General features: G+C 63.1%; 22 protein-coding genes. 12 read left to right on the top strand and 10 right to left on the bottom strand.

Annotated elements, in window-relative coordinates; genetic code table 11:
* Positions 1–104: 104 nt before the first annotated feature.
* Positions 105–284: a hypothetical protein gene (locus PHI30_RS06115; protein ID WP_300025343.1), complete on the top strand. Its 180-nt coding sequence runs from the start codon at positions 105–107 to the stop codon at positions 282–284.
* Between the two features lie 50 nt (positions 285–334).
* Here PHI30_RS06115 and PHI30_RS06120 read toward each other — a convergent pair whose 3' ends face one another.
* From PHI30_RS06120 to PHI30_RS06145, 6 genes are all read right to left on the bottom strand, one after another.
* Entirely contained in the window at positions 335–1378 is a 1044-nt protein-coding gene (locus tag PHI30_RS06120; RefSeq protein WP_300025345.1) for a glycosyltransferase family 4 protein, read from the bottom strand.
* Positions 1379–1392: 14 nt separating this feature from the next.
* Positions 1393–1980, bottom strand: a complete 588-nt coding sequence (locus PHI30_RS06125) for a VTT domain-containing protein (protein ID WP_300025348.1) — start codon at positions 1978–1980, stop codon at positions 1393–1395.
* A complete protein-coding gene (locus tag PHI30_RS06130; RefSeq protein WP_300025350.1) occupies positions 1977–3149 on the bottom strand; it encodes a glycosyltransferase family 4 protein in 1173 nt (390 codons plus the stop codon). The genes PHI30_RS06125 and PHI30_RS06130 overlap by 4 nt, the downstream gene beginning before the upstream one ends.
* A gap of 296 nt (positions 3150–3445) precedes the next feature.
* The gene (locus PHI30_RS06135; protein WP_300025352.1) at positions 3446–4234 is read right to left on the bottom strand and encodes an aldolase/citrate lyase family protein; all 789 of its coding nucleotides are present in this window, start codon (positions 4232–4234) and stop codon (positions 3446–3448) included.
* 105 nt (positions 4235–4339) lie between these two features.
* Positions 4340–4765 carry a signal peptidase II gene (locus tag PHI30_RS06140; RefSeq protein ID WP_300025355.1) on the bottom strand — a complete coding sequence of 142 codons (426 nt, stop codon included), beginning with the start codon at positions 4763–4765 and terminating at the stop codon, positions 4340–4342.
* 2 nt (positions 4766–4767) lie between these two features.
* Positions 4768–7416: a translation factor GTPase family protein gene (locus PHI30_RS06145; RefSeq protein ID WP_300025358.1), complete on the bottom strand. Its 2649-nt coding sequence runs from the start codon at positions 7414–7416 to the stop codon at positions 4768–4770.
* A 265-nt stretch (positions 7417–7681) separates the two neighbouring features.
* Here PHI30_RS06145 and PHI30_RS06150 point away from each other — a divergent pair, with 265 nt between their 5' ends.
* Complete coding sequence (locus PHI30_RS06150) at positions 7682–8692, top strand: ATP-dependent 6-phosphofructokinase (RefSeq protein WP_300025361.1); 1011 nt, start codon at positions 7682–7684, stop codon at positions 8690–8692.
* Between the two features lie 145 nt (positions 8693–8837).
* Here PHI30_RS06150 and PHI30_RS06155 read toward each other — a convergent pair whose 3' ends face one another.
* The 4 genes from PHI30_RS06155 to trkA all read right to left on the bottom strand — a co-directional run bounded on the left by PHI30_RS06155 (position 8838) and on the right by trkA (position 13586).
* The gene (locus tag PHI30_RS06155; protein WP_300025364.1) at positions 8838–9878 is read right to left on the bottom strand and encodes a hypothetical protein; all 1041 of its coding nucleotides are present in this window, start codon (positions 9876–9878) and stop codon (positions 8838–8840) included.
* 134 nt (positions 9879–10012) lie between these two features.
* Complete coding sequence (locus PHI30_RS06160; RefSeq protein WP_300025366.1) at positions 10013–10687, bottom strand: class II aldolase/adducin family protein; 675 nt, start codon at positions 10685–10687, stop codon at positions 10013–10015.
* 57 nt (positions 10688–10744) lie between these two features.
* Complete coding sequence (locus PHI30_RS06165) at positions 10745–12208, bottom strand: TrkH family potassium uptake protein (protein ID WP_300025369.1); 1464 nt, start codon at positions 12206–12208, stop codon at positions 10745–10747.
* A 16-nt stretch (positions 12209–12224) separates the two neighbouring features.
* Entirely contained in the window at positions 12225–13586 is a 1362-nt protein-coding gene (gene trkA, locus PHI30_RS06170) for a Trk system potassium transporter TrkA (protein ID WP_300025372.1), read from the bottom strand.
* A 271-nt stretch (positions 13587–13857) separates the two neighbouring features.
* On the opposite strand from trkA, the gene acpP reads away from it, so the two are divergent.
* The 10 genes from acpP (at position 13858) to fabG (ending at position 22272) form a co-directional block, all read left to right on the top strand.
* Positions 13858–14088, top strand: coding sequence for an acyl carrier protein (gene acpP, locus PHI30_RS06175; RefSeq protein ID WP_300025375.1), 231 nt, complete (start codon positions 13858–13860; stop codon positions 14086–14088).
* A gap of 69 nt (positions 14089–14157) precedes the next feature.
* A complete protein-coding gene (locus PHI30_RS06180; protein ID WP_300025378.1) occupies positions 14158–14571 on the top strand; it encodes a biotin/lipoyl-containing protein in 414 nt (137 codons plus the stop codon).
* Complete coding sequence (gene accC / locus PHI30_RS06185; protein ID WP_300025380.1) at positions 14565–15956, top strand: acetyl-CoA carboxylase biotin carboxylase subunit; 1392 nt, start codon at positions 14565–14567, stop codon at positions 15954–15956. Before PHI30_RS06180 ends, accC begins: the two co-directional genes overlap by 7 nt.
* The gene (accD, locus tag PHI30_RS06190; protein WP_300025382.1) at positions 15953–16807 is read left to right on the top strand and encodes an acetyl-CoA carboxylase, carboxyltransferase subunit beta; all 855 of its coding nucleotides are present in this window, start codon (positions 15953–15955) and stop codon (positions 16805–16807) included. The genes accC and accD overlap by 4 nt, the downstream gene beginning before the upstream one ends.
* Complete coding sequence (locus tag PHI30_RS06195; RefSeq protein WP_300025384.1) at positions 16804–17622, top strand: acetyl-CoA carboxylase carboxyltransferase subunit alpha; 819 nt, start codon at positions 16804–16806, stop codon at positions 17620–17622. Before accD ends, PHI30_RS06195 begins: the two co-directional genes overlap by 4 nt.
* Positions 17619–18566 carry a beta-ketoacyl-ACP synthase III gene (locus PHI30_RS06200; protein WP_300025386.1) on the top strand — a complete coding sequence of 316 codons (948 nt, stop codon included), beginning with the start codon at positions 17619–17621 and terminating at the stop codon, positions 18564–18566. The genes PHI30_RS06195 and PHI30_RS06200 overlap by 4 nt, the downstream gene beginning before the upstream one ends.
* A 13-nt stretch (positions 18567–18579) precedes the next feature.
* On the top strand, positions 18580–19521 hold the full coding sequence (locus PHI30_RS06205; protein WP_300025389.1) for a nitronate monooxygenase: 942 nt from the start codon (positions 18580–18582) through the stop codon (positions 19519–19521).
* Positions 19512–20600 (top strand): nitronate monooxygenase family protein, encoded by a 1089-nt coding sequence (locus tag PHI30_RS06210; protein ID WP_300025392.1) that lies wholly within the window; start codon positions 19512–19514, stop codon positions 20598–20600. The genes PHI30_RS06205 and PHI30_RS06210 overlap by 10 nt, the downstream gene beginning before the upstream one ends.
* Positions 20597–21532, top strand: a complete 936-nt coding sequence (fabD, locus tag PHI30_RS06215) for an ACP S-malonyltransferase (protein ID WP_300025395.1) — start codon at positions 20597–20599, stop codon at positions 21530–21532. Before PHI30_RS06210 ends, fabD begins: the two co-directional genes overlap by 4 nt.
* Positions 21529–22272, top strand: a complete 744-nt coding sequence (gene fabG, locus PHI30_RS06220) for a 3-oxoacyl-[acyl-carrier-protein] reductase (RefSeq protein WP_300025397.1) — start codon at positions 21529–21531, stop codon at positions 22270–22272. Before fabD ends, fabG begins: the two co-directional genes overlap by 4 nt.
* Positions 22273–22316: the final 44 nt, after the last annotated feature.

Here is a 22316-nt window from a genome sequence, read left to right on the forward strand (position 1 = left end):
TAATCGTTTTCTTTCCGTGAATATTGTAACACAGTCCCGCAAAATTGTAAAACCCCCCGCAGGTAAAAATAGTGAAAAAATTTTGTTTTCCCAAATGTATTTCTTTGGCATCCGTTGTTTTCAGGCGGCACGCCTGCCCTTCGGGAGTCCGGCGGGAAGCGCTGGAAGCGCTCCTCCGTCACGAGGGTCAGCAGCTCTGGTACAGCCAGCTCATGACCACGCCCCAGACCATCGCCGATTTTTGCAGCCGGACCACTGGATGCAAACCTACGAGGTGCGCGTAGTATAACCCTTCTCGCCGCAAAAAATCGCACGGTTAACACCGTGCGATTTTTTATACATTGACCCGCCTTGGGGAAAGCGGCGCTGGCAGCGGCGGCAAAATGCGCTCCTGCCGGTAGATTTCCCGCAGCTGACGGCCCACGGCCTCCAGACTTCGCTCCGCCGCCACCTGCTCTCCCGCCGCCGTCAGGTCCGGCAGCGCTCCGTCCAGCAAACCTTCGACGAGGCGGCAAAAGCCGTCGGTGTCCGCAGCCTTGTAGACGTTCTTTCCGTCCTCCAGCCAGTCCTGATACACGGGGATGTCCCGCACCACGGTGGGAATGCCGCAGCTGAGCGCTTCCAGCACCACGATGCCCTCCGTCTCCTCATGGCTCAAAAAGGCGAACACATCCGCGCCGCAGTAAGCCTCCCGGAGCTGCCCACGGTCCACAAAGCCGGGGAAGCGCACGTTGGCGGGCGCTTGGTCCATGGCCTCCCTGATCGCGGCGGGGACCAGACGGGGGTCCGTCCAGCCAAACCAGAAAAATTGAGCCGCGGGCATCCGCCGGGCCATCTCCAGAAACTCCGGCAAGCCCTTTCGGGCGATGGTGTGGCCCACGGAGATGACCGCCTTTTCCCCGTCCCCAAGGCCGTACCGCCGCCGAAACGCCGCGCCCAGCGCCTTGTCCGGATGGAAAAAGGCCGTGTCCACCCCGTTGGACAACGGGTACACCGGCCGGCGCAGGCCGTAGGTTTTCAAAAGGTCGCGGGAGTATTCCGTGGGCGTGATGACCACGTCCCCCAGCCCGTAGCAAAACGTGATCCACCGCCGGAACAGCGGGGCGAGCAGGTTGGAGCCTTTGAAGGAATCCCGGAAATCCTCCATGGTGGAGTGGCCGTACCAGACCACCTTCTTCCCCCGCAGTTTGGCCCCCAGCGCCGCCGCCACAGAGTCCGGCAGCACGGTGTTGACGTGGATGGCGCCCACGTCCTGCGCCCAGTGGTCCGCCGGGGAGATCCCCGCCCGATGCAGCGACTCTCTTTGGTGCTGCATGGCCTGTCCCACACCGCTCTTGCCCACAAGCTTCTCGCCGCCGCGATAAATGTAAATGCGCATGGAAGCTGCCTCCTTTATTTGACCAATGCCTGCCAGATGACCGTGAGTCCCAGACTGTACAGGGCAATGGCAAACGGTTTTCCCAAAAGAATGATGGTGGTGTACCGCCGCCAGCTCATCTCGGTGGTCCCCGCCAGATAGCACAAAAAGTCGTCCGGCGCCACTGGCAAAAAGATCGCCAGTGCAAACAGCCGGGAAAAGCGGGCCTTCTCCCGGGTCCACCGGCTGTATTTTTCAATGGTCCGCTGGGAAAAGAGCAGGGGCAGCAGGGGCTTTCCGCAGTTGCGCGCCACGGCGAAGGCCAGCAGCGACCCAATGCAGATGCCCACATAATTGTAAACAAATCCCCACATGGGGCCAAACAGCAACACCCCCGCAAGGCAGCCAAGGCCACCCGGCAGCACGGGGACCACCACCTGCACCGCCTGAAACGCGGTGAACAGCAGCGCCCCCGCCGCGCCCGCGCCCGCCACCAGTGCGGCCAAGCGCTCCTGAGAGGTCAGGATGCCGGTCTGCCAGCCCCACAGGGCCACCAGAATGCAAATGGCAAGTCCCGCCAGAGAGACCACCCGCAAAACGGTTCGTTCAATGGGCTGCGTCATGCGGACACCTCCTTGCAGCTGTGTCGGGCCATCTGCCGACAATAAATTTCTTCCGCTCTTGCGGCAAAGGTCTCCGCGGAAAATTCCCCGGCGCTTTCCCGCGCCGCCGCGGACAGCGCCTGTCTCCGGTGGGGCTGGGCGGAAAACAAATCCAGCTTTTCCTGAAAATCCGCCCCGGTGCGGTACTGCCAGCCGTTTTCCCCGTCCCGGATGACGCCCTGGAGACAGGGGTCCTCCCGGCACAGCGCCGGGACCCCGGCCGCCAGCGCCTCCGCGTAAGTAAGGCCCTGTGTCTCGCTGGTGGAGGCGGAGACAAACAGGTCCCCCAGCTGATACCAGTCCGCCACCTGCTCCGGCGGCACCTGCCCGGCAAACACCACGTCCGGCGCATGAAGCCCCAGCTCCTCGGTCAGCTTCTCCAGCGCGGCGCGGTGGGGTCCGTCCCCCACCAGAAGCAGCGTGAGCGCACCGTGGCCCATGGCCGCGCGCAGCCGCAGCAGCTCCTCCACGTTTTTTTCTTCCGCCAGACGGCCCACGCTCACCAGCACCAGCCGGTCCTCCGGAATATGCAGGCTCGCCTTCAGCACCGCCGTCCGCCACGGGTCCGCCTCCCGGCAAAAGCGCCTGAGGTCAATGCCCGACGGCACCACAAACACCGGCTGGCGCACGCCGTAGCCCTTTAGCAGCTGCCGCACCTTCGCCGTGGGGGCGATCAGCGCGTCCGTCTGCCCGGCTACCCAGCGGGAAAACACCGCCACCGCCTTCTTCCCGAAGCGGACGCTGGGGGAAAAGTAATGGGTATAGTCCTCGTAGACGGTGTGGTACGTATGGATCAAGGGAATATCCAGCTCCTCCGCAATGCGGCGGGCCAGAAAGAACGTGGAAAACTCGCACTGGGAATGGACCACGTCCGGATGCCACGCCACCAGATCCCGCACATAGCTTCCCGCCAGCGCCGTGCGCAGGCGGGCGCCGGGATAGATGAGTCCCGCAGCCACGGAGCCGAGATAGGTGACGCCGTTTTTCTCCCCGGAGCGCGTGGTCTGGGAAAGCGTCAGCACCCGCACCTCGTGCCCCCGACGCTCCAGCTCCTGCCGGAGATTCTTCACCGACGTGACCACACCGTTCACTGCCGGCAGATACCAATCCGTCGTAATTAAAATTTTCATTCTCGGTTCCTCTTTTCCTTGCTTCTCTTTCTATAACGATGCAAACGCCCGTTTTGCTTCAACAGTTTGTCTGCACTCTGTATCATTGTACTAGCGTATTAGTAATAATAGTACAGTTAACACAGTTTGTCAAGTATCCGAACCCAGTATATTTATTTTTTGTGAAGGGTTCCTTCGTTTTCCTGTAAAATCCATAAAAAATTATGCTCACCGGCGCAGTCGGTGGTTTTCCTCCGCAAAAAAGGAGTCCCCCGGACCGATGGTCCGGGGGACTCCTTTTTTTTAAGTCTCTTCAATTATTTGGAGAAGCTTTCCACATCCGCCTTGGCGCCCTGCATGAAGATGTAGGTGTCGCAGGCGTAGCCGATGAACTTGACGCCCAGATCGCGCCACTTCTTGCCGCCCTCCACGGAGTCGGCAAAGCAGCCAACCTTCACGCCCTTGGCGGCGGCCTTGGCGATAATCACCTTGATGGCGTCGGTGACGGCGGGGTGGTCGATCTGGCCCACGAGGCCCAGAGAGCTGGAGAGGTCGTAGGGTCCAACGAACACCACGTCGATGCCGGGGACATCCAGAATCTCGTCCAGATTGTCCACAGCCTTCTTGCCCTCGGCCTGCACGATGACCATGGTATCCTGCGCCTTGGCGAAGTAGTCCTTGCCGGCAATGGCGCCAAACCCGGCGGAGCGGACGAAGCGGCAGGTACCCCGGGTGCCCACGGGGGAGAACTTGGCGGCAGACACGGCGGCCCGGGCCTGCTCGGCGGTGTCGATCTGGGGGATCATCACCGCGCCGGCGCCCACGTCCAGCGCCTGATCGATCCAAATGTCGCTGCCGCGGGGCACGCGGACCACGGGGCAAACGCCGGCCACGTTGGCGGCGCGGATCAGATTGGGCAGCGTCTGGAAGGTGGTGGTGCCGTGCTCCATATCCAGCAGCACGAAATCATATCCGGCGTAACCGGCAGCCTCTACAAACGCGGGGTCGGTCCCGATCATGAAGGGGCCGAGAGCGCCCTTGTCGGAATCCATTGCGGCCTTAAAACGGGTGATGCTGTCCATCGTCGGCATTTTGCTTACATCCATAATTGATTCTCCTTTTCTTTTCGGCGTCCGCGCCGTTCATTCCATATTGCGGAAAACTCTTCCGCGTTTCAACACCTACACTATACGCGCCGCCTTAGCGGTTTGTCAACGCTTTCCCCGCACTTTTCGGCGCTTTCCCAGCAGTACGGCCCCGGTGAAAATAAACAGGTCCGCCAGATTGTACACATACCGGTTGAGCGGGCGGGGCGCTTTGGGGAACTGCAGGTAATCGTACACCCGCCCCCGGCGCAGACGCTCCAGCAGATTGCTGACTCCCCCGCCCAGAATCAGCGCGGTCCCGGCACCGCTCTTGCGGCGCAGGCAAAAAAGCGCGGAGAGCGCCAGCAGGGAAAGCGCAATCAATCCGCCCTTTGGCAGTGGCAATCCAAAGGCGGCCCCCTCGTTCCAAAGCGTCCGCAGGCGGACCCATCCCCCGGCATACGTGCGCTCCCCGCGGCTGGTGCGGTCCAGATACCAGCGTGCGGCGGTGCAAAGTGCCAGCACCGCGCCCGATACAAGCAGGATTCCCATGATCACACCTTTCCGGCCTTGGCGGCCTTTTCCATGGCGGTGCGCATGGCGCCGCTCCTCGTTTTCTGGTTGTTTTTCGCCAGCGCGGCGGCGATCTGCCCCTGCACCCGCTCCACTTCCTCATGGAAACCGGACGCGGAAACGCGCAGCGCGCCGTGGCCCAGAATGATCAGCTGCTCCGGCCCGTCGGAGGTGGCCACCCGCACCCGGTGGCGGCGATCAATTTCGTAGGTGGCCTTTTCAATGTAGGCGTCCGCCGTCTCCGCCTCTTTCGTGTAGACCACATGGATGTTGTGGTATTTCTCCACTGACCCCTGCCCGCCCTTGACGCGATAGGCGTCAAACACCAAAATGACGTGGCAGTGCTGATAGCCCTGGTAATTGCACAGCAGGTCGCACAGCATTTTCCGGGCGGCGTCCAGATTGTCCCGGGCCACCGTCTTGAGCTCGTCCCACGCAAAGAGGATGTTGTATCCGTCCACCAGCAGGTACTCCTCTCCCGAAAAGGCTTCCCGCACGGCCTGACCCGCTTGCGCATCGTCGGTGCTGGGGCGGCGGGGTTCTCGGGGCGGCTGGAAGGCGGGGGAGCGGACGGGACCGTAGGTCCGCTCAAAAATGGCCTGCAATTCCCGATCCTGCTCCACCGTTCCGGCGTAGGTCGAGGGACGCCGGGGGCGATATGCTTCCGTCTCCCGCTCCTGCGGCTTCCCTAGCCGCAGTCCGCTGTCCACATGGGCAAGGGCGGAAACCTGATCCCACTTCACCGTGTACCCGCCGCCGTGGGCGCAGAACACGGAGTCCGCCGGGTTGTCCGCGTCCCGCTCCGGGTCGTAGCCCGACGCGGCGGCAATGCGCGCCCCCTCCGGGCAGGGACGGTAGCCCGCCGGGGTGCAGAGAAGCCTTCCCCGGCCCCGGGTATAGGCCGTTACCTCCCGGGCATAGTCCCGCAGCGCCGCCACCGGTGCAGCTCCCGTGAGCACCGTCTCCTCCCCCGCCGTCTCCGGCGGATTCTGCTGCCCGTTCATGCGCTGGAGATCGCTCATGGCCCGCCCCACCTGCTCGGAGGGCAGCTCCAGCCGGAAATCATACCATGGCTCCAGCAAAACGCTTTGCGCCTGCATCAGTCCCTGCCGCAGCGCCCGGAAAGCGGCCTGACGGAAATCGCCGCCCTCCGTGTGCTTTTCGTGAGCCCTCCCCGCCACCAGCGTGACCCGCAGGTCCGTGACCGGCGCGCCGGTCAGCACGCCGGGATGCTCCCAAAGGGCAAGCTGCCCAAGAATCAATCGCTGCCAGTGGCCCTCCAGCTGGTCCTCCGGACAGGCGGACCCCAGCGTCAGTCCGCTGCCCGGCTCCCCCGGCTCCAGCAGGAGATGGACCTCCGCATAATGGCGTAGCGGCTCAAAGTGGCCGATGCCCTCCACGGGAGCGGTGATCGTCTCCCGGTAGAGGATCGCCCCCGCGCCAAACGTCGCTTCCATGGAAAAGCGCTCCCGCAGGATGCGCTGCAAGATCTCCAAGTGCACCTCGCCCATGAGCTGCATGCGGATCTCCCGGTGTACCTCGTTCCAAACCACGTGAAGCTGGGGGTCTTCCTCTTCCAGCAGCCGCAGCTGGGGCAGCGCGGTGTGGGGGTCCGTCCCCTCCGGCAGCTCCACCCGATAGGCGAGGACCGGCTCCAGCAGCGGGCTGGTCCAGTCGGACTCAAAGCCCAGCCCCATGCCCGGCACCGTGTGGCTCAGGCCCGTCACCGCGCACACCGTGCCGGCGCTCGCTTCCTCAATGAGACGAAATTTCGTCCCGGAATACAAGCGCAGCTGGTCCGCCTTTTCCTCCCACGCCGTCTCGCCGTCCGCGCCGCAGGCGGTGAGCATTTCCTTTACCCGCAGCGTGCCCCCCGTGACCTTCAAGTAGGTGAGCCGGGCGCCCTGCCCGTCCCGGGCGATTTTGAACACCCGGGCGCCAAAGGACTGGGGATAGTCGGGCAGGGGCGCATAGCGTGCAAGGCCCGCCGCCAGCGCGTCCACCCCCTCCAGCTTCAGCGCGGAGCCAAAATAGCAGGGGAACAGCGCCCGCCGGGAAATCATGCCCCGCACGTCCCCGTCGGGGAGGACGCCGCGCTCCAAATACCGCTCCAGCACCGCTTCGTCGCACACGGCGGCCTCCTCCGCCAGGGTCTCCGCCGCGCCGAAATCCACGCAGCCGCCGGAGAGCCGCCGCTTGAGCTCGGCAAGCACCTTCTCCCGGTCCGCGCCCGCCAAATCCATTTTATTGATAAAGAGGAACACCGGCACCTCGTACCGTTTCAGCAGCTGCCAGAGCGTCCGGGTGTGGGCCTGCACGCCGTCCGTCCCGCTCACCACCAGCACGGCGCAGTCCAGCACCCGGAGCGTCCGCTCCGTCTCCGCCGAAAAATCCACATGGCCCGGCGTATCCAGCAGGGTGATCTCCCGCTCTCCCGCGGAAAATACCGCCTGCTTGGAAAAAATCGTAATGCCCCGCTCCCGCTCCATGGGGTCCGTATCCAAAAAGGCGTCCTGATGGTCCACCCGCCCCAGCTTGCGCAGCGCGCCGCTTTCGTAAAGCAGCGCCTCGGAAAGCGTGGTCTTTCCCGCGTCCACATGGGCCAGTATGCCAACGACCAGCTTCTTCATGCCAGCCCTCCCGCTTCTTTTTATCGTGGCTCGATCATATCATTTTTCCCGGCCGTCCGCAAGTCGGGCGGCGGTCTCGTTGTGTTCCTTCACATATTTTTCGTGCTTAGTTAATCGTTTTCTACAAAATTTAATCATTTTCGCAGAAAGAATCTTGACAGCAAAGTTTGAGAATTGTATAGTCGATGAAAAAGGCTTTTCGGTCGGTGTCTTTTTCGCAGCGGTTGAAAATCGCACCAGAGCAGCAAGGCAAGGAGGACTCAGCATGGATCATCAGGTAAAACGAATCGGCGTTCTGACCAGCGGCGGCGACGCCCCCGGCATGAACGCGGCTGTCCGCGCCGTTGTGCGGACGGCGATTGGCAGCGGCATTGAGTGCATCGGCATCCGCCGGGGCTGGAGCGGCCTCATCAACAGCGACTTCTTCCCTATGGACACCGGCAGCGTCAGCCATATCATTGACAAGGGCGGCACGATTCTCTACACCGCCCGCAGCGAGGAATTCTTAGGCGCTCCCGGCCGTGACAAGGCCTTGGCAACGTGCAAGCTGCTGGGGCTGGACGGCATCGTGGCCATCGGCGGAGACGGCACCTTCCGGGGCGCTTTGGCGCTGTCTCGTCAGGCGCAAGAAGCCGGGCACCGGCTGCAGGTGGTGGGTATCCCCGCCACCATCGACAACGACATCGGCTGTTCCAACTATACCATTGGCTTCGATACCGCCTGCAACACCGCCATTGAGTGCGTCGACAAGCTGCGGGATACCATGCAGTCTCACGAGCGCTGCTCCGTGGTGGAGGTTATGGGCCGCCACGCGGGATATCTTGCCCTGTACGTGGGTATTTCCGTGGGCGCCACCGCCGTTTTGATCCCCGAGCGGGAGGTGGATTTTGACCGGGACATCGTGGAGAAAATCCGCCGGGCACGTCTCATGGGCACCACCCATTACATGGTCGTGGTGGCGGAGGGCGCCGGCAGCGCCGTGGACATCGGCCGCCTGATCCACGACGAGATCGGCATCGACCCCCGGGTCACCGTACTGGGACATATCCAGCGGGGCGGCTCCCCCACCGCCCGGGACCGGGAGACCGCCAGCCGCATGGGCTACGAGGCGGTGATGTCGCTGTGCGCCGGCAAGGGCAACCGCATCATCGCCACGCAGGAAGGCCGCATGGTGGATTTGGACATGGAGGAAGCGCTCCAAATGACCAAGCCCTTCCAGATGGACCGCTATCAGATTCTGGAGGCGCTGACCAGCACCGGAAGATTCCCTCTGTAACAAAATAGGAACCATGCCCCCGCTTTGGGCGGGTGTCCGCAGAGTAAAAACGATCCGAACCGGGTTCACCCGGTTCGGATCGTTTTCTGCCTTATATATTCCGCCGCCCGGAAAACGGGAGGCTACCCTTTCTTTCTCTTCCGCTTCAAGGCTTTGCAGACATACGAAACGTCTGGGCAACGCCCCATACCACGCTGCCATATCCGATTTCTGCCTCGTTGGGATAATCCTGACGCACCGTATAGGCGGTATCCCCGTACTGGTAGTAATAGATCGTCAGGCACCGGCTGTCATTGACCTGCCTGAATACAGGATGATCTGTGCGCTCCAGCGCGGCGTCCGGCTCTGCTGCCTGCACCGCCGCAAAAAGTGCATCCTCGGAAACACGCCCCAGCCCCGGCCAGACACGGACGCTCAGCGTGGCCAGTTTCTGTTCCTCCATGGTCCAGATGACCTCGTTGTTTTCCGGGCGGACCGTTTCGCTCCAGCCCTCGCTGGGGATATACAGGGTATAGCCGTTTCCGGTATACAGTCTCCCCGGCAGTTCCCCGCCGGAAAGCGCAATGGTTCCTTGCTCCGGCAGCGCCGGGAGCGTCCCGGTTTCCAGCGTTTCGGCAATCGCTTTTACCAGCGCGCCAAATCCTTCCACAGCCTCGGCAGGATACTGCCCCCAGATGGCGCATCCACACTCCCCGTCATACAGCATCCGGGCAAGAGCCTCCGTTCCTGTGGCTTTGTCCGTGAAATACGACCAGTCGCGCTCCTCCAGACCGGGGCTGGAAAATCCGGGATTTTTCACCAGAAAGAACTCCTGAAAAATCATGGGCGTCCCGCCTTCGGCAATCCAAACCTCAAAGAAAACCTTTGGATTGACGGTGGAAACCCACCTGTTGGAATCAGGTTCCTTCTGCCAGCCCTCATTCGGGATGTAGAGTGAAAAACTGCTATTCGCGTTTTCCCGAACGGAGTCGTGCAGCGGCATGACGGTCTCATACAGCGTGGCGGGCACAGTCTCCTTTTCTCCCTCCAAAAAAACAGTGATCTGGGACGCGGCCTCCCGGCCGGATCCTGTGGCGGCGTGCGAAGCATCCGCTCCGGCGGCGCCGGGGGCAGGCGGTGTTGGCCCGCAGACAGACATGGCCAGTGAAAGTGCAAAAACGGTCAGCGTTCTAAAGAATGATACCATCAGCAGATTCCTCCCAGCTTTTGTTTTTGGTTTTTCCCATGAAATGGTATCATATTAAATCAAAAATGACAAGGGCGCACCGGTAAACCATACCGGCTGATGGACGCCGCCATTTGCGCGGTACGCTTCCTACTTTAGGGCGTTTGCGGTTCATCGGCGCGCTTCTCCGACTGGCCGTAGGTTTGAAAGCGGTTCATGGCGGCGTCCATCTGGTCCTTCGTGAGCACGTTGGGCGTCCCCACCGCCATGGCCCGCCACTGAAGCTCCGCCACAAATTCCAGATCCCGGGCCAGCCCATAGGCCCCCGGCAGACTCTCCCCCCAGGCAACCAAGCCGTGGTTGCCCAGCAGCACCGCCCGCCCCTCGCCGCAGGCTTCCACCGCCTCCCGAGCAAGGGCCTCCGTGCCGAAGAGACAGTAGGGCGCGCAGGGCACCTCCGCCGCTCCGGCGGCAGCGATGGCATAGTGGACGGCCCGAAGGGGCTGTCCCAGCACCGCCAGCGTGGTGCAGTACACGGAATGGGTGTGGACCACCGCCCGGGCCGCCGGGTGTCGGCGGTAAAGCTGGGTATGCAGCGCCCACTCGCTGGAGGGCTTTCTCTCCCCCTCCACCACGTGGGCCTCCAGATCCGTCACCACGATGTCCGCCGGGGTTATGGAAAAATAGTCGAGTCCCGACGGCGTAATGGCCATCAGGCACTCCTGTGGGTCGTAGACGCTCAGGTTTCCGCTGGTGCCGGTGCTCAACCCCGCGGCGCTCATCTGCCGCCCGCACTCCGCCAGCTGCGCTCGAATCTCCTGCAATTTCATAGGCGTTCTCCTTTCTTATTTCAAAAAAGGCCGCCCGACGGGCGGCCTTTTTGCAGTTCAGGGAGCGATCTTTCGGCTGAGCAGCCGCCGCTTCCAGATGGAGGGGGCGAACAGCAGCAGCGTGGGGAAAATTTCCAGACGGCCCACCAGCATGTTGAAGGAAAGCAGGAGCTTGCTCCAGGGGGAGAATGCCGCAAAGTTCCCCATGGGACCCACCAATTCAAGGCCCGGGCCGATGTTGTTGATGCAGGCGGTCAGCGCCGTAAAGGTGGTGATCAGGTCAAACTGCTCCAGCGACAGCAGCAGGAAGGAGACCGTAAACACCAGAATGTAAACCGTGAGAAACAGATGGACGCTGCGCAGGTTCCGGTCCGTCAGGGGCTTGCCCTCAAACCGCACCGTGGACACCGCGTTGGGATGCAGCATCCGCCGCATGTCGCCGTAGGACGCCTTGATCAAAATGACCACCCGCGCCACCTTGATACCGCCGCCGGTGGACCCGGCGCAGGCGCCGACGAACATCAGCACCACCAAAATTGCCTTGGAAAAGGTGGGCCAGGTGTTGAAATCCACCGAGGAATAGCCGGTGGTGGTGATGATGGAGGACACCTGAAAGAAGGCGTGGCGCAAACTGGTGGCGGCGGAGCCGTAAATGTGGACGATGTCCACGGCAATGGCAACCACCGCGGCGGTGACGATCAGGAGGTAGCTGCGCAGCTCCTCGGAGTGGAACACGTCCCGGAACCGCCGGATCAGCAGGAAATAGTACAAATTGAAATTCACGCCGAAAAGGAGCATGAAGATGCCGATGACAATGTCGAAATAAGGGCTGTTGTAGGCGCCCACGCTGAGGTTGCGGCAGCTGAAGCCGCCGGTGCCGGCGGAGCCGAAGGCATGGATGCACGAATCAAACAGCGGCATCCCACCCAGAAGCAGCAGCACGATCTCGATGACCGTCATCACAAAATAGATGCCGTAGAGAATTTTGGCGGTGTCGCTCATGCGGCTGACCAGCTTGCCCACGGAGGGGCCGGGTACCTCCGCCCGCAAAAGGTGCATCCCGTGTCCGTCCGACATGGGCAAAATGGCCATCACGAACACCAGCACGCCCATGCCGCCCACCCAGTGGGTGAAGCTGCGCCAGAACAAGCCGCCCCGGCTGAGGGGTTCCACCGCCGTGAGGATGCTTGCGCCGGTGGTGGTGAAGCCGGATACCGTTTCAAAAAAAGCGTCCACATAGGACGGGATATCCCCGGAGAGGACGAAGGGCACCGCGCCGAAGGCGGACACGGCGATCCACGCCAGCGCCACCACCGCAAGGCCGTCCCGGGCGTACAGCGCCGTGCGCTTGGGCTGGCGAAAGCTCAGCGCCAGACCCGTCAGAACCAGCGCCGCAATGGGAATCAGGAACGGCACCGCCGACTCACCGTACAGCAGCGCCACCACCATGGGCAGCGCCAAAAGCGCCGCCTCTGTCAGCAGGATTCGGCCGTTGACGTAGCCGATCATTTGATAATTCAACTTGATTCCTCCGCCTTCACTGCAGGATGTCGTGGATGTCCTGGAGCGTCGTATCCGTGGTCACCACAATCACATCGTCGTTTTCATGCAGGACATCGTTGCCGGAGGGGATGACAATCTGGCCGCTTTGCCGGACGATTCCCGCCAGTAGAATGCCGCTTCTGAGCGTCAGGTCCTTGAGCGGCACGCCGATAAAGGGCACATCCGCGCTCACGCCGAATTCCAGCGCCTCCACCGCGCCGTCCACCAGACGGTGCAGCGTCTTGACCTTTGCGCCGGAGGCGCTTTGCATGGCCCGGACATACTGGACGATCAGCTCGGTGGTCACCGAGGCGGCGGAGACCACGCTGTCGATCATGTGCTCCGCCGACACCAGATCCACCAGTGGCTTGCGGTTGATCTTCGCCACCACCTTGCAGTCTCCGGACTGCTTGGCGGCGCTCATGGACATCAGGATATTGGCCTCGTCCAGACCGGTGATCGCCACGAAGGCGTCCGTCTGCTCGATTCCCTCCTCATGCAAAAGCTCGCTGTTGGTTCCGTCTCCCACAATGACCAGCGCCCGGGGCAGCATCTCCCCCATCTGGACGCAGCGCTGCTCGTTCTGGTCGATGATCTTCACGGACATGCCCATCTCCAAAAGTTCCGAGGCAAGGTAGTAGCACATCTTGCTGGCGCCCACGATCATCACGGAGGACGCCCGGCTGCGGAACACGCCCAGATGCCGGAAGAACTGGGAGAGCTGCTCCGGCGAGGCGGTGAGATAAATCTTGTCCCCGGCGTGCAGCACAAATTCGCCCGTGGGGATGATGGTCTCCCCCTTGCGGGCAACGGCACAGATCAGCACGCGCACGCGGATGTTGCGGTATAGGTCCGCCAAAAGCATCCCGTCCAGCGCGGAGTTTTCGCTCAGGCGGTATTCCACCAGCTCCAGCCGGCCCTTGGAAAAGGACTCCAGCTTCATGGCCGCCGGGAAGCGCAGCACCCGGGCAACTTCCCGGGCGGTGGCCTTTTCCGGGTTGATGGCCATGGAAAGGCCCAGCTCCTCCCGCATGAACCGCAGCTGCGTCTCATACTCGGGGTTGCGGATGCGGGCGATGGTATGTTCAACTCCCAGCTTCTTGGCCACAAGACACGCCAAGATATTGATCTCGTCGCTGGAAGCGGTGGCGATCAACAGCTCGGCCTTTTCGGCCTCCGCCTCTTTTTGCACCTCATAACTGGCTCCGTTGCCGCAAACACCCATCACATCATAGATATTGATGATGTTGTCGATCAGTTGGGAATTCTGGTCGATGACGGTCACACGGTTTTCCACAGAGAGCTGCTGCGTCAGCGCCAGTCCCACCTTTCCAGCGCCCACGATGATGATTCTCATAATCTCTCCTCGTTCCAAATCGTCTCCCGGCCTGAAAAGGCCGGGAGGTAGTAAGTGAATTATACTGGATAATTCCTGAAAAGGGAATACCTTTCACAGGGGTTTGGCGGAAATTTTATATTCTCCGGTCGTCCCTTTTTTTCTTTTTATCCGCGTCTCTATTTTTTTCTTGACAAATCCCCCGCACTTGCATAAAATGTGCTTAAATTATTTTAGTTAAATATTTTTAATTAAAATAACTAAAATTTAAAAATATCAAAGGAGTACCCCCATGGAATTTGAAAAGGTACGTGACATCATTGTGGAGACCATCGGCTGCGACGCCGAGCAGGTGACGCTGACCGCCACGCTGGCGGAGGACCTGGGCGCCGACTCTCTGGCTTCTGTGGAGCTGGTGATGGCGCTGGAAGAGGCCGCCGGCATTTCCATCGACGATGGGGATGTTGCCGCGCTCAAAACGGTGGGCAACATCATGAACTACCTCGCTTCCCACAAGGCCTGACCACTCTTCGGCGAGGGACGGCATCCCCGTTCCTCGCCGGAACCAGCTTTCCGCTGAGAAAGGAACTCCATGACCAATCAGGAACTTTACGATTTGATTGCCTGCTTTGAGCGCAGCTCCCTTGGGACGCTGAAGCTCTCCCGGCAGGATTTTTCCATAGAGCTGAGCCGGGGCGGCGGCACCGCCCCCGCAGGAAACGCCCCCATCCCGGCAGGCGTTTCCGCCGCGCCCGCCCCGGTGGAATCCCCCGCCGTCACAGCGCCTCTGGTGGGTGCTTTTTACACCGCCCCCGCCCCGGATCAGCCGCCCTTCGCACCGGTGGGCGCGCATATCAAAAAGGGGCAGACGGTCTGTCTCATTGAGGCCATGAAAATGATGAGCGAGGTACTCGCCCCCTGCGACTGCGTGATCGAAGCGGTATTGAAGGCTGACGGAGAGCTGGCGGCCTTCGGGGAGCCGCTTTTGCGCTACCAGCCATGCTGAAGCGGGTTTTGATCGCGAACCGGGGCGAGATCGCGCTGCGCATCCTGCGCGCCTGCCGAGAGCTGGATATGGAGACGGTGGCCGTTTATTCCACGGCGGACGCGGAGGCCCTCCACGTCCAGCTGGCCACCCGGTCTGTGTGCATTGGCCCTGCCAAGGCCGCCGAGAGCTACCTCAATCAGGACGCGCTTTTGACGGCGGCCCGCCTGACCGGCTGCGACGCCGTCCACCCCGGCTACGGCTTCCTTTCGGAAAACGCCGACTTTGCGGACGCCTGCAAAGCGGCGGGGCTGGTTTTTATCGGCCCCTCCGGAGACGCCATCCGCATGGCGGGGTCCAAATCCGCCGCCCGGGACCGGATGAAGGCGGCGGGCGTCCCGGTGACCCCCGGCTCCGAGGGTGCGGTAAATACCGTGGAAGATGCCCTGCGCGCGGCGGAGGCCGTGGGCTACCCCGTGCTGCTCAAGGCCAGCGCCGGTGGCGGCGGACGGGGCATCCGCCGCTGCAACAGCTTATCTGAGCTTCCCGCCGCCTACGCCGAGGCAAAGGCCGAGGCCACCGCCTGCTTTGGCGACGGGGAGATGTATCTTGAAAAGTTGGTGCTCCACCCCCGGCACATTGAGTTTCAAATTCTGGCGGACCGCTTCGGCCACACCCTCCATCTGGGGGACCGGGACTGCTCCGTCCAGCGGAGAAACCAAAAGCTCATTGAGGAAGCGCCCGCCAAATGCCTCACCCCGGCGCTGCGGGAGGCCATGGGCGCCGCCGCCGTCCGGGCAGCCCAGGCCGTGGGCTACGAAGGCGCGGGCACCGTGGAATTTTTGCTGGATGCCGACGGGCAGCACTTCTATTTTATGGAGATGAACACCCGCATTCAGGTGGAGCACGGCGTCACGGAGCTGGTGACCGGCGTGGATCTGGTGCGGGAACAGCTGCGCATCGCCTCGGGTCTTGCGCTGGACTTCACGCAGGAGCAGGTGCTAATGGCGGGCCACGCTATCGAGTGCCGCATCAACGCGGAGGACCCGGCAAAAAACTTTCAGCCCTGCCCGGGGGAGGTGGCCTTTTTGCACTTTCCCGGCGGCGCGGGGGTCCGGGTGGATTCCTGTTTGTATCAGGGCTGCGCCCTCTCCCCCTACTACGATTCCATGGCCGCCAAGCTGCTGGTCCACGCGCCCACCCGGCTGGAGGCCATCCGAAAGATGCGCCGGTGTCTGGAGGAATTCACGTTGGAGGGCTTTCCCACCAACGCGGAGCTCTCCTACCAGATTCTCTACCATCCCGTTTTTGTCCGAGGCGGCTGCACCACAGCCTTTCTGGATGAGCGCCTGCCCGAGCTGCTGGACTTCAGCCGCCGGGTGGCGGCGTGTGAGGAGGACGTATGAACAGCATGTTTGCCAAGCGCCGGGCCCGGCTTCTGGCCATGAAGGCCATCCGGGACAACTATATCCCCGGCGACCGCCTGACGGAGTGCCCCAGCTGCCATGGGGAAAACACCCGCAAGGCGGTGGCCGAAGGGCTTTCCGTGTGCCCCAAGTGCGGCTATCACTGGCCCATCGGCGGCTACTACCGGCTCAGCACCATTTTGGACCCCGGCTCCTTCCGGGAGCTGAATGAGAAGTACCCGGCGGCGGACCCACTTTCCTTTCCGGACTACCCGGAAAAGCTCGCCGCCGCCCAGCGCAAAACCGGCCTCAGTGAGGCCGCCGTCACCGCCACCGGTTCCATCGGGGGACGCAAATGCGTGGTGGGCGTGCTGGACAGCCGCTTTTTCATGGGCAGCATGAGCGCCGCCGTGGGGGAAAAGATCACGCTGGCCATTGAGTATGCGGGAAAGAACAAGCTGCCCCTCATCCTCTTTTCCGCCAGCGGCGGGGCCCGGATGCAGGAGGGCATTCTCTCCCTCATGCAGATGGCGAAAACCAGCGCCGCGCTGGCCCGGTTTTCGGAAAAAGGGCTGCTCTACATCTCCGTTTTGACGGACCCCACCACCGGCGGCGTCACCGCCAGCTTCGCTTCCCTTGGCGACGTCATTTTGGCGGAGCCCGGCGCGCTCATCGGCTTTGCCGGTCCCCGGGTGATCCAGCAGACCATCGGCGAGACGCTGCCGGAGGGCTTTCAGCGCGCGGAGTACCAGCTCTCCCACGGCTTTGTGGACGCCGTGGTTCCCCGGGGGCAGCTGCGGGAGACGCTTTCCCGTCTCCTGCATCTCCACGAGAAAGGAGGCCGCCTATGAGCGCGCTCACCGCCGCGGAGCGGGTGGCTATGGCCCGGCACCCCCAGCGGCCCAACATCACTGACTATATCGACGGCCTCTTCACCGACTTTTTCGAGCAAAAGGGCGACCGTCTTTGCGGCGAGGACGAAGCGATTCTGGGCGGCGTCGCCCTCTATCACGGGCAGAGCGTCACCGTCATCGGCACCCGGAAGGGCAAAACGCTGGAGGAAAACCTCCGGTGCAATTTCGGCATGCCGAACCCGGAGGGCTACCGCAAGGCCCTGCGGCTGATGCGTCAGGCGGAAAAATTTCGCCGGCCCGTCCTCACCTTTATTGATACCGCCGGGGCATACCCCGGTCTGGAGGCCGAGGCCCACGGGCAGGGCGAGGCCATCGCCCGAAACCTCTTGGAGATGAGCCGCCTTACGGTTCCTGTGGTGGCGGTCATCACCGGAGAGGGCAACAGCGGCGGCGCGCTGGCGCTGGGCGTTGCCAACCGGATCTTGATGCAGGAGAACGCCGTGTACGCCATCCTCTCGCCGGAGGGCTTTGCCTCCATTTTGTGGAAGGACGCCGCGCGCAGCGCGGAAGCCAGTGAACTGATGCGCCTCACCGCACCGGAGCTTTTGCGCCTCGGCATCATTGACGACATCATCCCGGAGCCGGAGGGCGGCGCGCACTGCGACGCCGCGCAGGCCATCCGCGAGGTGGATCGCGCCCTGCGCCGCCACCTCTCCTCCCTCTGTAAGGAAAGCGGCGCGGCGCTGGCGGAGGATCGCTACCAGAAATTTCGAAAAATGGGAGTGGCCGCTCCCGGGAAAGAGGCGCTATGAGCGGAATCAAAATTCGCGGCACCGGACGCTGCGTCCCGGAAAAAGTCGTCACCAACGACGATCTTGCAAAAATCGTGGACACCAACGACGCGTGGATCGCCTCCCGCACGGGCATCCGCCGTCGCCGCCACTGCGCCGGAGAGACCCACACCGCCCTTTGCGTGGGGGCCGCCCGGGCGGCGCTGGAAAAATCCGGCATCGCGCCGGAGGAGATCGGCGTTTGCATCGTGGCAACGCTGACGCCGGACCATCTGGTCCCCGCCGCCGCGTGCCTTTTGCAGCGGGAGCTGGGCCTTGCGGAGGATACGCTATGCTTTGACCTCAACGCCGCCTGCACCGGGTTTCTCTTCGCGCTGCACACCATGGAATGTCTTTTAGCCGCCGCGCCCCGGAAATACGGCCTTGTCATCGGGGCAGAGGTCCTCAGCCGCATTCTGGATTGGACCGACCGGGGCACCTGCATCCTCTTCGGGGACGGGGCCGGGGCCGCCGTGGTGGAATGGCGGGAGGGCTGGACATCCATCGGCGCGGTGCTGGGCACCCGTGGCGACGACGCGCTTTTGCGGGTAGCGGGGGCGGAGACGGGGGAGCGAAGCTTCATCCGCATGGACGGCACCAAGGTCTTTAAATTTGCTGTGGAGACCGTGCCCCGCTGCATGGATCAGGTGCTGGAAAAGGCAGGCATGACCGCCGACGACGTGGACTTTTTCGTCTTTCATCAGGCCAACGCCCGCATCATCGATCTGGCGGTACGCAAATACCGCATCCCGCCGGAAAAGTACTATAAAAACATTGAAGAATACGGCAACACCTCCGCCGCCAGCATTCCCTTGGTCTTAAGCGAATTGCAGGACCTCCAGAAGGTCCATAGCGGCAGCCGGGTTTTGGTTGTAGGCTTTGGCGGCGGGCTGACCTGGGGCGGCGCGCTGGTGGAATTTGCATGAGAAAGGACTCCCTATGACAAAGCTGAACGAACTGCTGGGAACCGAATTTCCCATTATTCAGGGTGGAATGGCGAACATCGCCACCGGGGCCTTTGCCGCCGCCTGCTCCAACGCGGGTGCGCTGGGCGTGATCGCCACCGGCGGCATGCTGGACTCCGCGCTTTTGCGCGAGCAGATCCGCATTTGCAAAAGCCTGACCGACAAGCCCTTCGGCGTCAACTTGATGCTGATGAACCCCTGCGCCGGGGAGATGGCGAGAATCGTCATGGAGGAAGGCGTGCCGGTGGTCACCACCGGCGCGGGCAATCCCGGCGCGTACATCCCCGCGTGGAAGGCGGCGGGCGTGAAGGTTTTGCCGGTGGTGGCGGCCAGCATCCTTGCAAAGCGGCTGGCCCGGGCCGGGGCCGACGCCATCATCGCCGAGGGCACCGAGTCCGGCGGCCACGTGGGCGAGATGACCACCATGGCGCTTTTGCCCCAGGTGATCGACGCGGTGGATGTTCCGGTGATCGCCGCAGGCGGCATTGCCGACGGTCGGCAGATGGCCGCCGCCTTCGCCCTGGGCGCCTGCGGCGCACAGGTGGGCACCTGCCTGCTGGCAAGCGCGGAGTGCCCCATCCACGAAAACTACAAGCAGGCCCTTTTAAAGGCCAAGGACTCCGACACCACCGTTACGGGCCGGTCCGTGGGCGGGCCGGTGCGGGTACTGAAAAACCGGATGGCCCGGGAGTATCTGGCCCTCGAAAAGCGGGGGGCCACGCTGGAGGAGCTGGAGCACGTGACGCTGGGCGGACTGCGCCGGGCGGTATTTGATGGCGACACGGACCGGGGCAGCGTGATGGCGGGACAGGTGGCCGGAATGCTCCACGAGATTCGACCCCTGCGCCAGATTTTTGAAGAGCTGTATGCGGGCGGCATCGCCGCCCTCGGCGAGGCGAATCAGAGATGGCGGTGACGATTCGGGGGAAGTGCCTCCCCCTCCCCATCTTACAGGGCGGCATGGGCGTGGGCGTGAGTCTGGAGCGCCTTGCCGGGGCGGTAGCGGCGTGTGGCGGCATGGGCACCATCTCCACGGCCCTGTGCGGCTTTCGGGAGCCGGACTTTACCGTCGACCCCAAGGGGGCCAACCTCCGGGCGCTGGAGAGGCAGGTCCGGCGGGCCAAGGCCCTTGCCAGAGGCGCGGGGCTGGTGGCGGTGAACGCCATGGTCGCCACCACCCAGTATGCCGAGAGCATCCGCACCGCCCTGCGGGCCGGGGTGGACGCGGTGGTGTGCGGCGCGGGCCTTCCCCGGGACCTGCCCGCCATTGCAGCGGAGGTGCCGGAAAGCGACGCCGCCATCGCGCCCATCGTCAGCAGCGGACGGGCGGCGGCGCTTTTGTGCCGCCTGTGGGATAAGCACTACCACCGCGTGCCGGATTTCGTCGTGGTGGAAGGCCCCCTCGCCGGGGGACATCTGGGTTTTTCTCCGGAGGAGGCCCACAGGGCGCAATCCGGGTCCCCCATCCCCCTCTCCGCCCTGCTTGAGGAGGTGCTGGAGGCACTGGCCCCCTTCCGGGACCGGTACGGCCGGGACATTCCGGTGTTTGTGGCAGGCGGCATCAAAGACGGCGGCGAGATGCGCCGGTACACGGACAAAGGCGCCGCCGGGGCGCAGTTTGCCACCCGGTTCATCGCAACAGAGGAATGCGACGCCTCGGCGGACTATAAACGGGCGTTGCTGGGCGGGGGCACGGAAGATGTGGAGATCGTGCAAAGCCCCGTGGGCATGCCGGGCCGCGCCCTGCGCAGCCCCCTCATCCAGCGGGTGGAGGCGGGCACGCAGCCGCCGATCGCGCGCTGCGTCCGCTGTCTTTCCGCCTGCGATCCAAAAACCGCGCCCTACTGCATTTCCAAGGCGCTGATCGCGGCGGCCAACGGGGACTGGGAAAACGGGCTGTTCTTCTGCGGCGCTTCCGTGGGAGAGGTCAATGCCCTTTCCACCGTCCAAGCGCAAATGGACCAAATCATGAACGAATGGAGGGCCGCGCCATGAAGCTCGGTTTTTTGTACGCCGGACAGGGCAGCCAGCACCCCGGAATGGGGGCGGACCTGTACGAAGCCTTTCCCGCCTTCCGCGCTGTGATCGACCGCGCGGAGGTGGACTTTGACTTAAAGGAGGTCTCCTTTACCGACGCCCACGGCGTTTTGAACGAGACCCGCTACACCCAGCCCTGCATGGTGGCCTTCGCCGCCGGACTCACCGCCGTATTAAAAGAGGCGGGCATTACACCCGCCGCCGTGGCGGGCCTTTCTCTGGGAGAATATTCCGCGCTTCACGCCGCCGGGGTGTTTGATGCCGCCGAAGCCGTAAAGCTCGCAGCCTTTCGTGGAAAGGCCATGGAGCGCGCCGCCGAGGGACACGAGAGCGCCATGGTGGCGGTTTTGGGCCTTGCGCGGGATGCTTTGGAGGGCTGCTGCCGCGACAGTGCGGAATACGGCTGCGTGGTCATTGCCAACTACAACTGCCCCGGCCAAATGGTGCTGGGCGGAGACAAGGCGGCGGTGGAACGCGCCGCCGCCCTCGCGAAAGAGCGGGGCGCACGGCGCTGCCTTCCTCTGAAGGTCAGCGGCCCCTTCCACACCCCCCTGATGGCCCCCGCCGGGGAGGCCCTCCGCAAGTATTTCGAGGGCGTTTCCTTCGGCGAGCCGTCCATTCCCGTGCTCTTCAACTGTCTGGGCGGCGAAAAAAGCCCCACGGACACCGTGGCGCAGCTGCTGGTCCGGCAGGTCCAAAGCAGCGTCTACATGGAGGATTCCATCCGGAAGATGGCCTCCATGGGGCTGGACGCACTGGTGGAGATCGGCCCAGGGAAGGCGCTGAGCGGCTTTGTGAAAAAAACGGCCCCGGAACTGCCCGTCTACGCCGTGGAGACCGTGGCGGACGTGGCATCCCTCATCCAACTGATAAAGGAGCAGACAACATGAATTTTTGCGGAAAGACCGCCGTGGTCACCGGCGGCAGCCGGGGACTGGGCCGGGCCATCTCCCTGGAGCTTGCAAAGGGCGGCGCGAACGTAGTTCTTTGCTACGCCGGGAACGAAAGCGCCGCCGAGGAAACCGTCCAAAGCTGCGAGGCGCTGGGCGGGAAGGCGCTGGCCATCCGGTGCGACGTTTCCCAAAGTGACGAGGTCAAGGCCCTCATGGACGCGGCGCTCACGGCCTTTGGCCGCATCGACATTCTGGTGAACAACGCCGGCATCACCCGGGACGCACTGCTGATGACCATGAAGGAAGCGGATTTTGACGCCGTGACGGCCACCAATCTCAAGGGCACCTTCCTTTGCATGAAGGCGGTGGCCCGGCAGATGATGCGCCAGAAGTACGGGCGCATCGTGAATCTCTCCTCCGTGGTGGGGCTGCACGGCAACGCCGGACAGGTGAACTACGCCGCCAGCAAGGCCGGCGTCATCGGCATGACCAAATCCCTCGCCAAGGAGCTTGCCTCCCGGAACGTCACCGTCAACGCCGTGGCGCCGGGATTCATCGATACCGACATGACCGCCGCCCTGCCGGAAGCGGCTAAGACCGCCATGCTCTCCGCCATTCCGGTGGGACGGGCGGGGCGTACGGAGGATGTGGCCCGGGCCGTGGCATTTCTCGCCGGGGACGAGACCGGATACATCACCGGGCAGGTGCTGTCTGTGGACGGCGGGATGTCCATGTGAGCGTCCCTTCCACCCCACACTTCAACTGACATGAGGAGGTACAT

The sequence above is a fragment of the Oscillibacter sp. genome (genome assembly GCF_028693505.1).
Lineage (GTDB): Bacteria > Bacillota > Clostridia > Oscillospirales > Oscillospiraceae > Oscillibacter.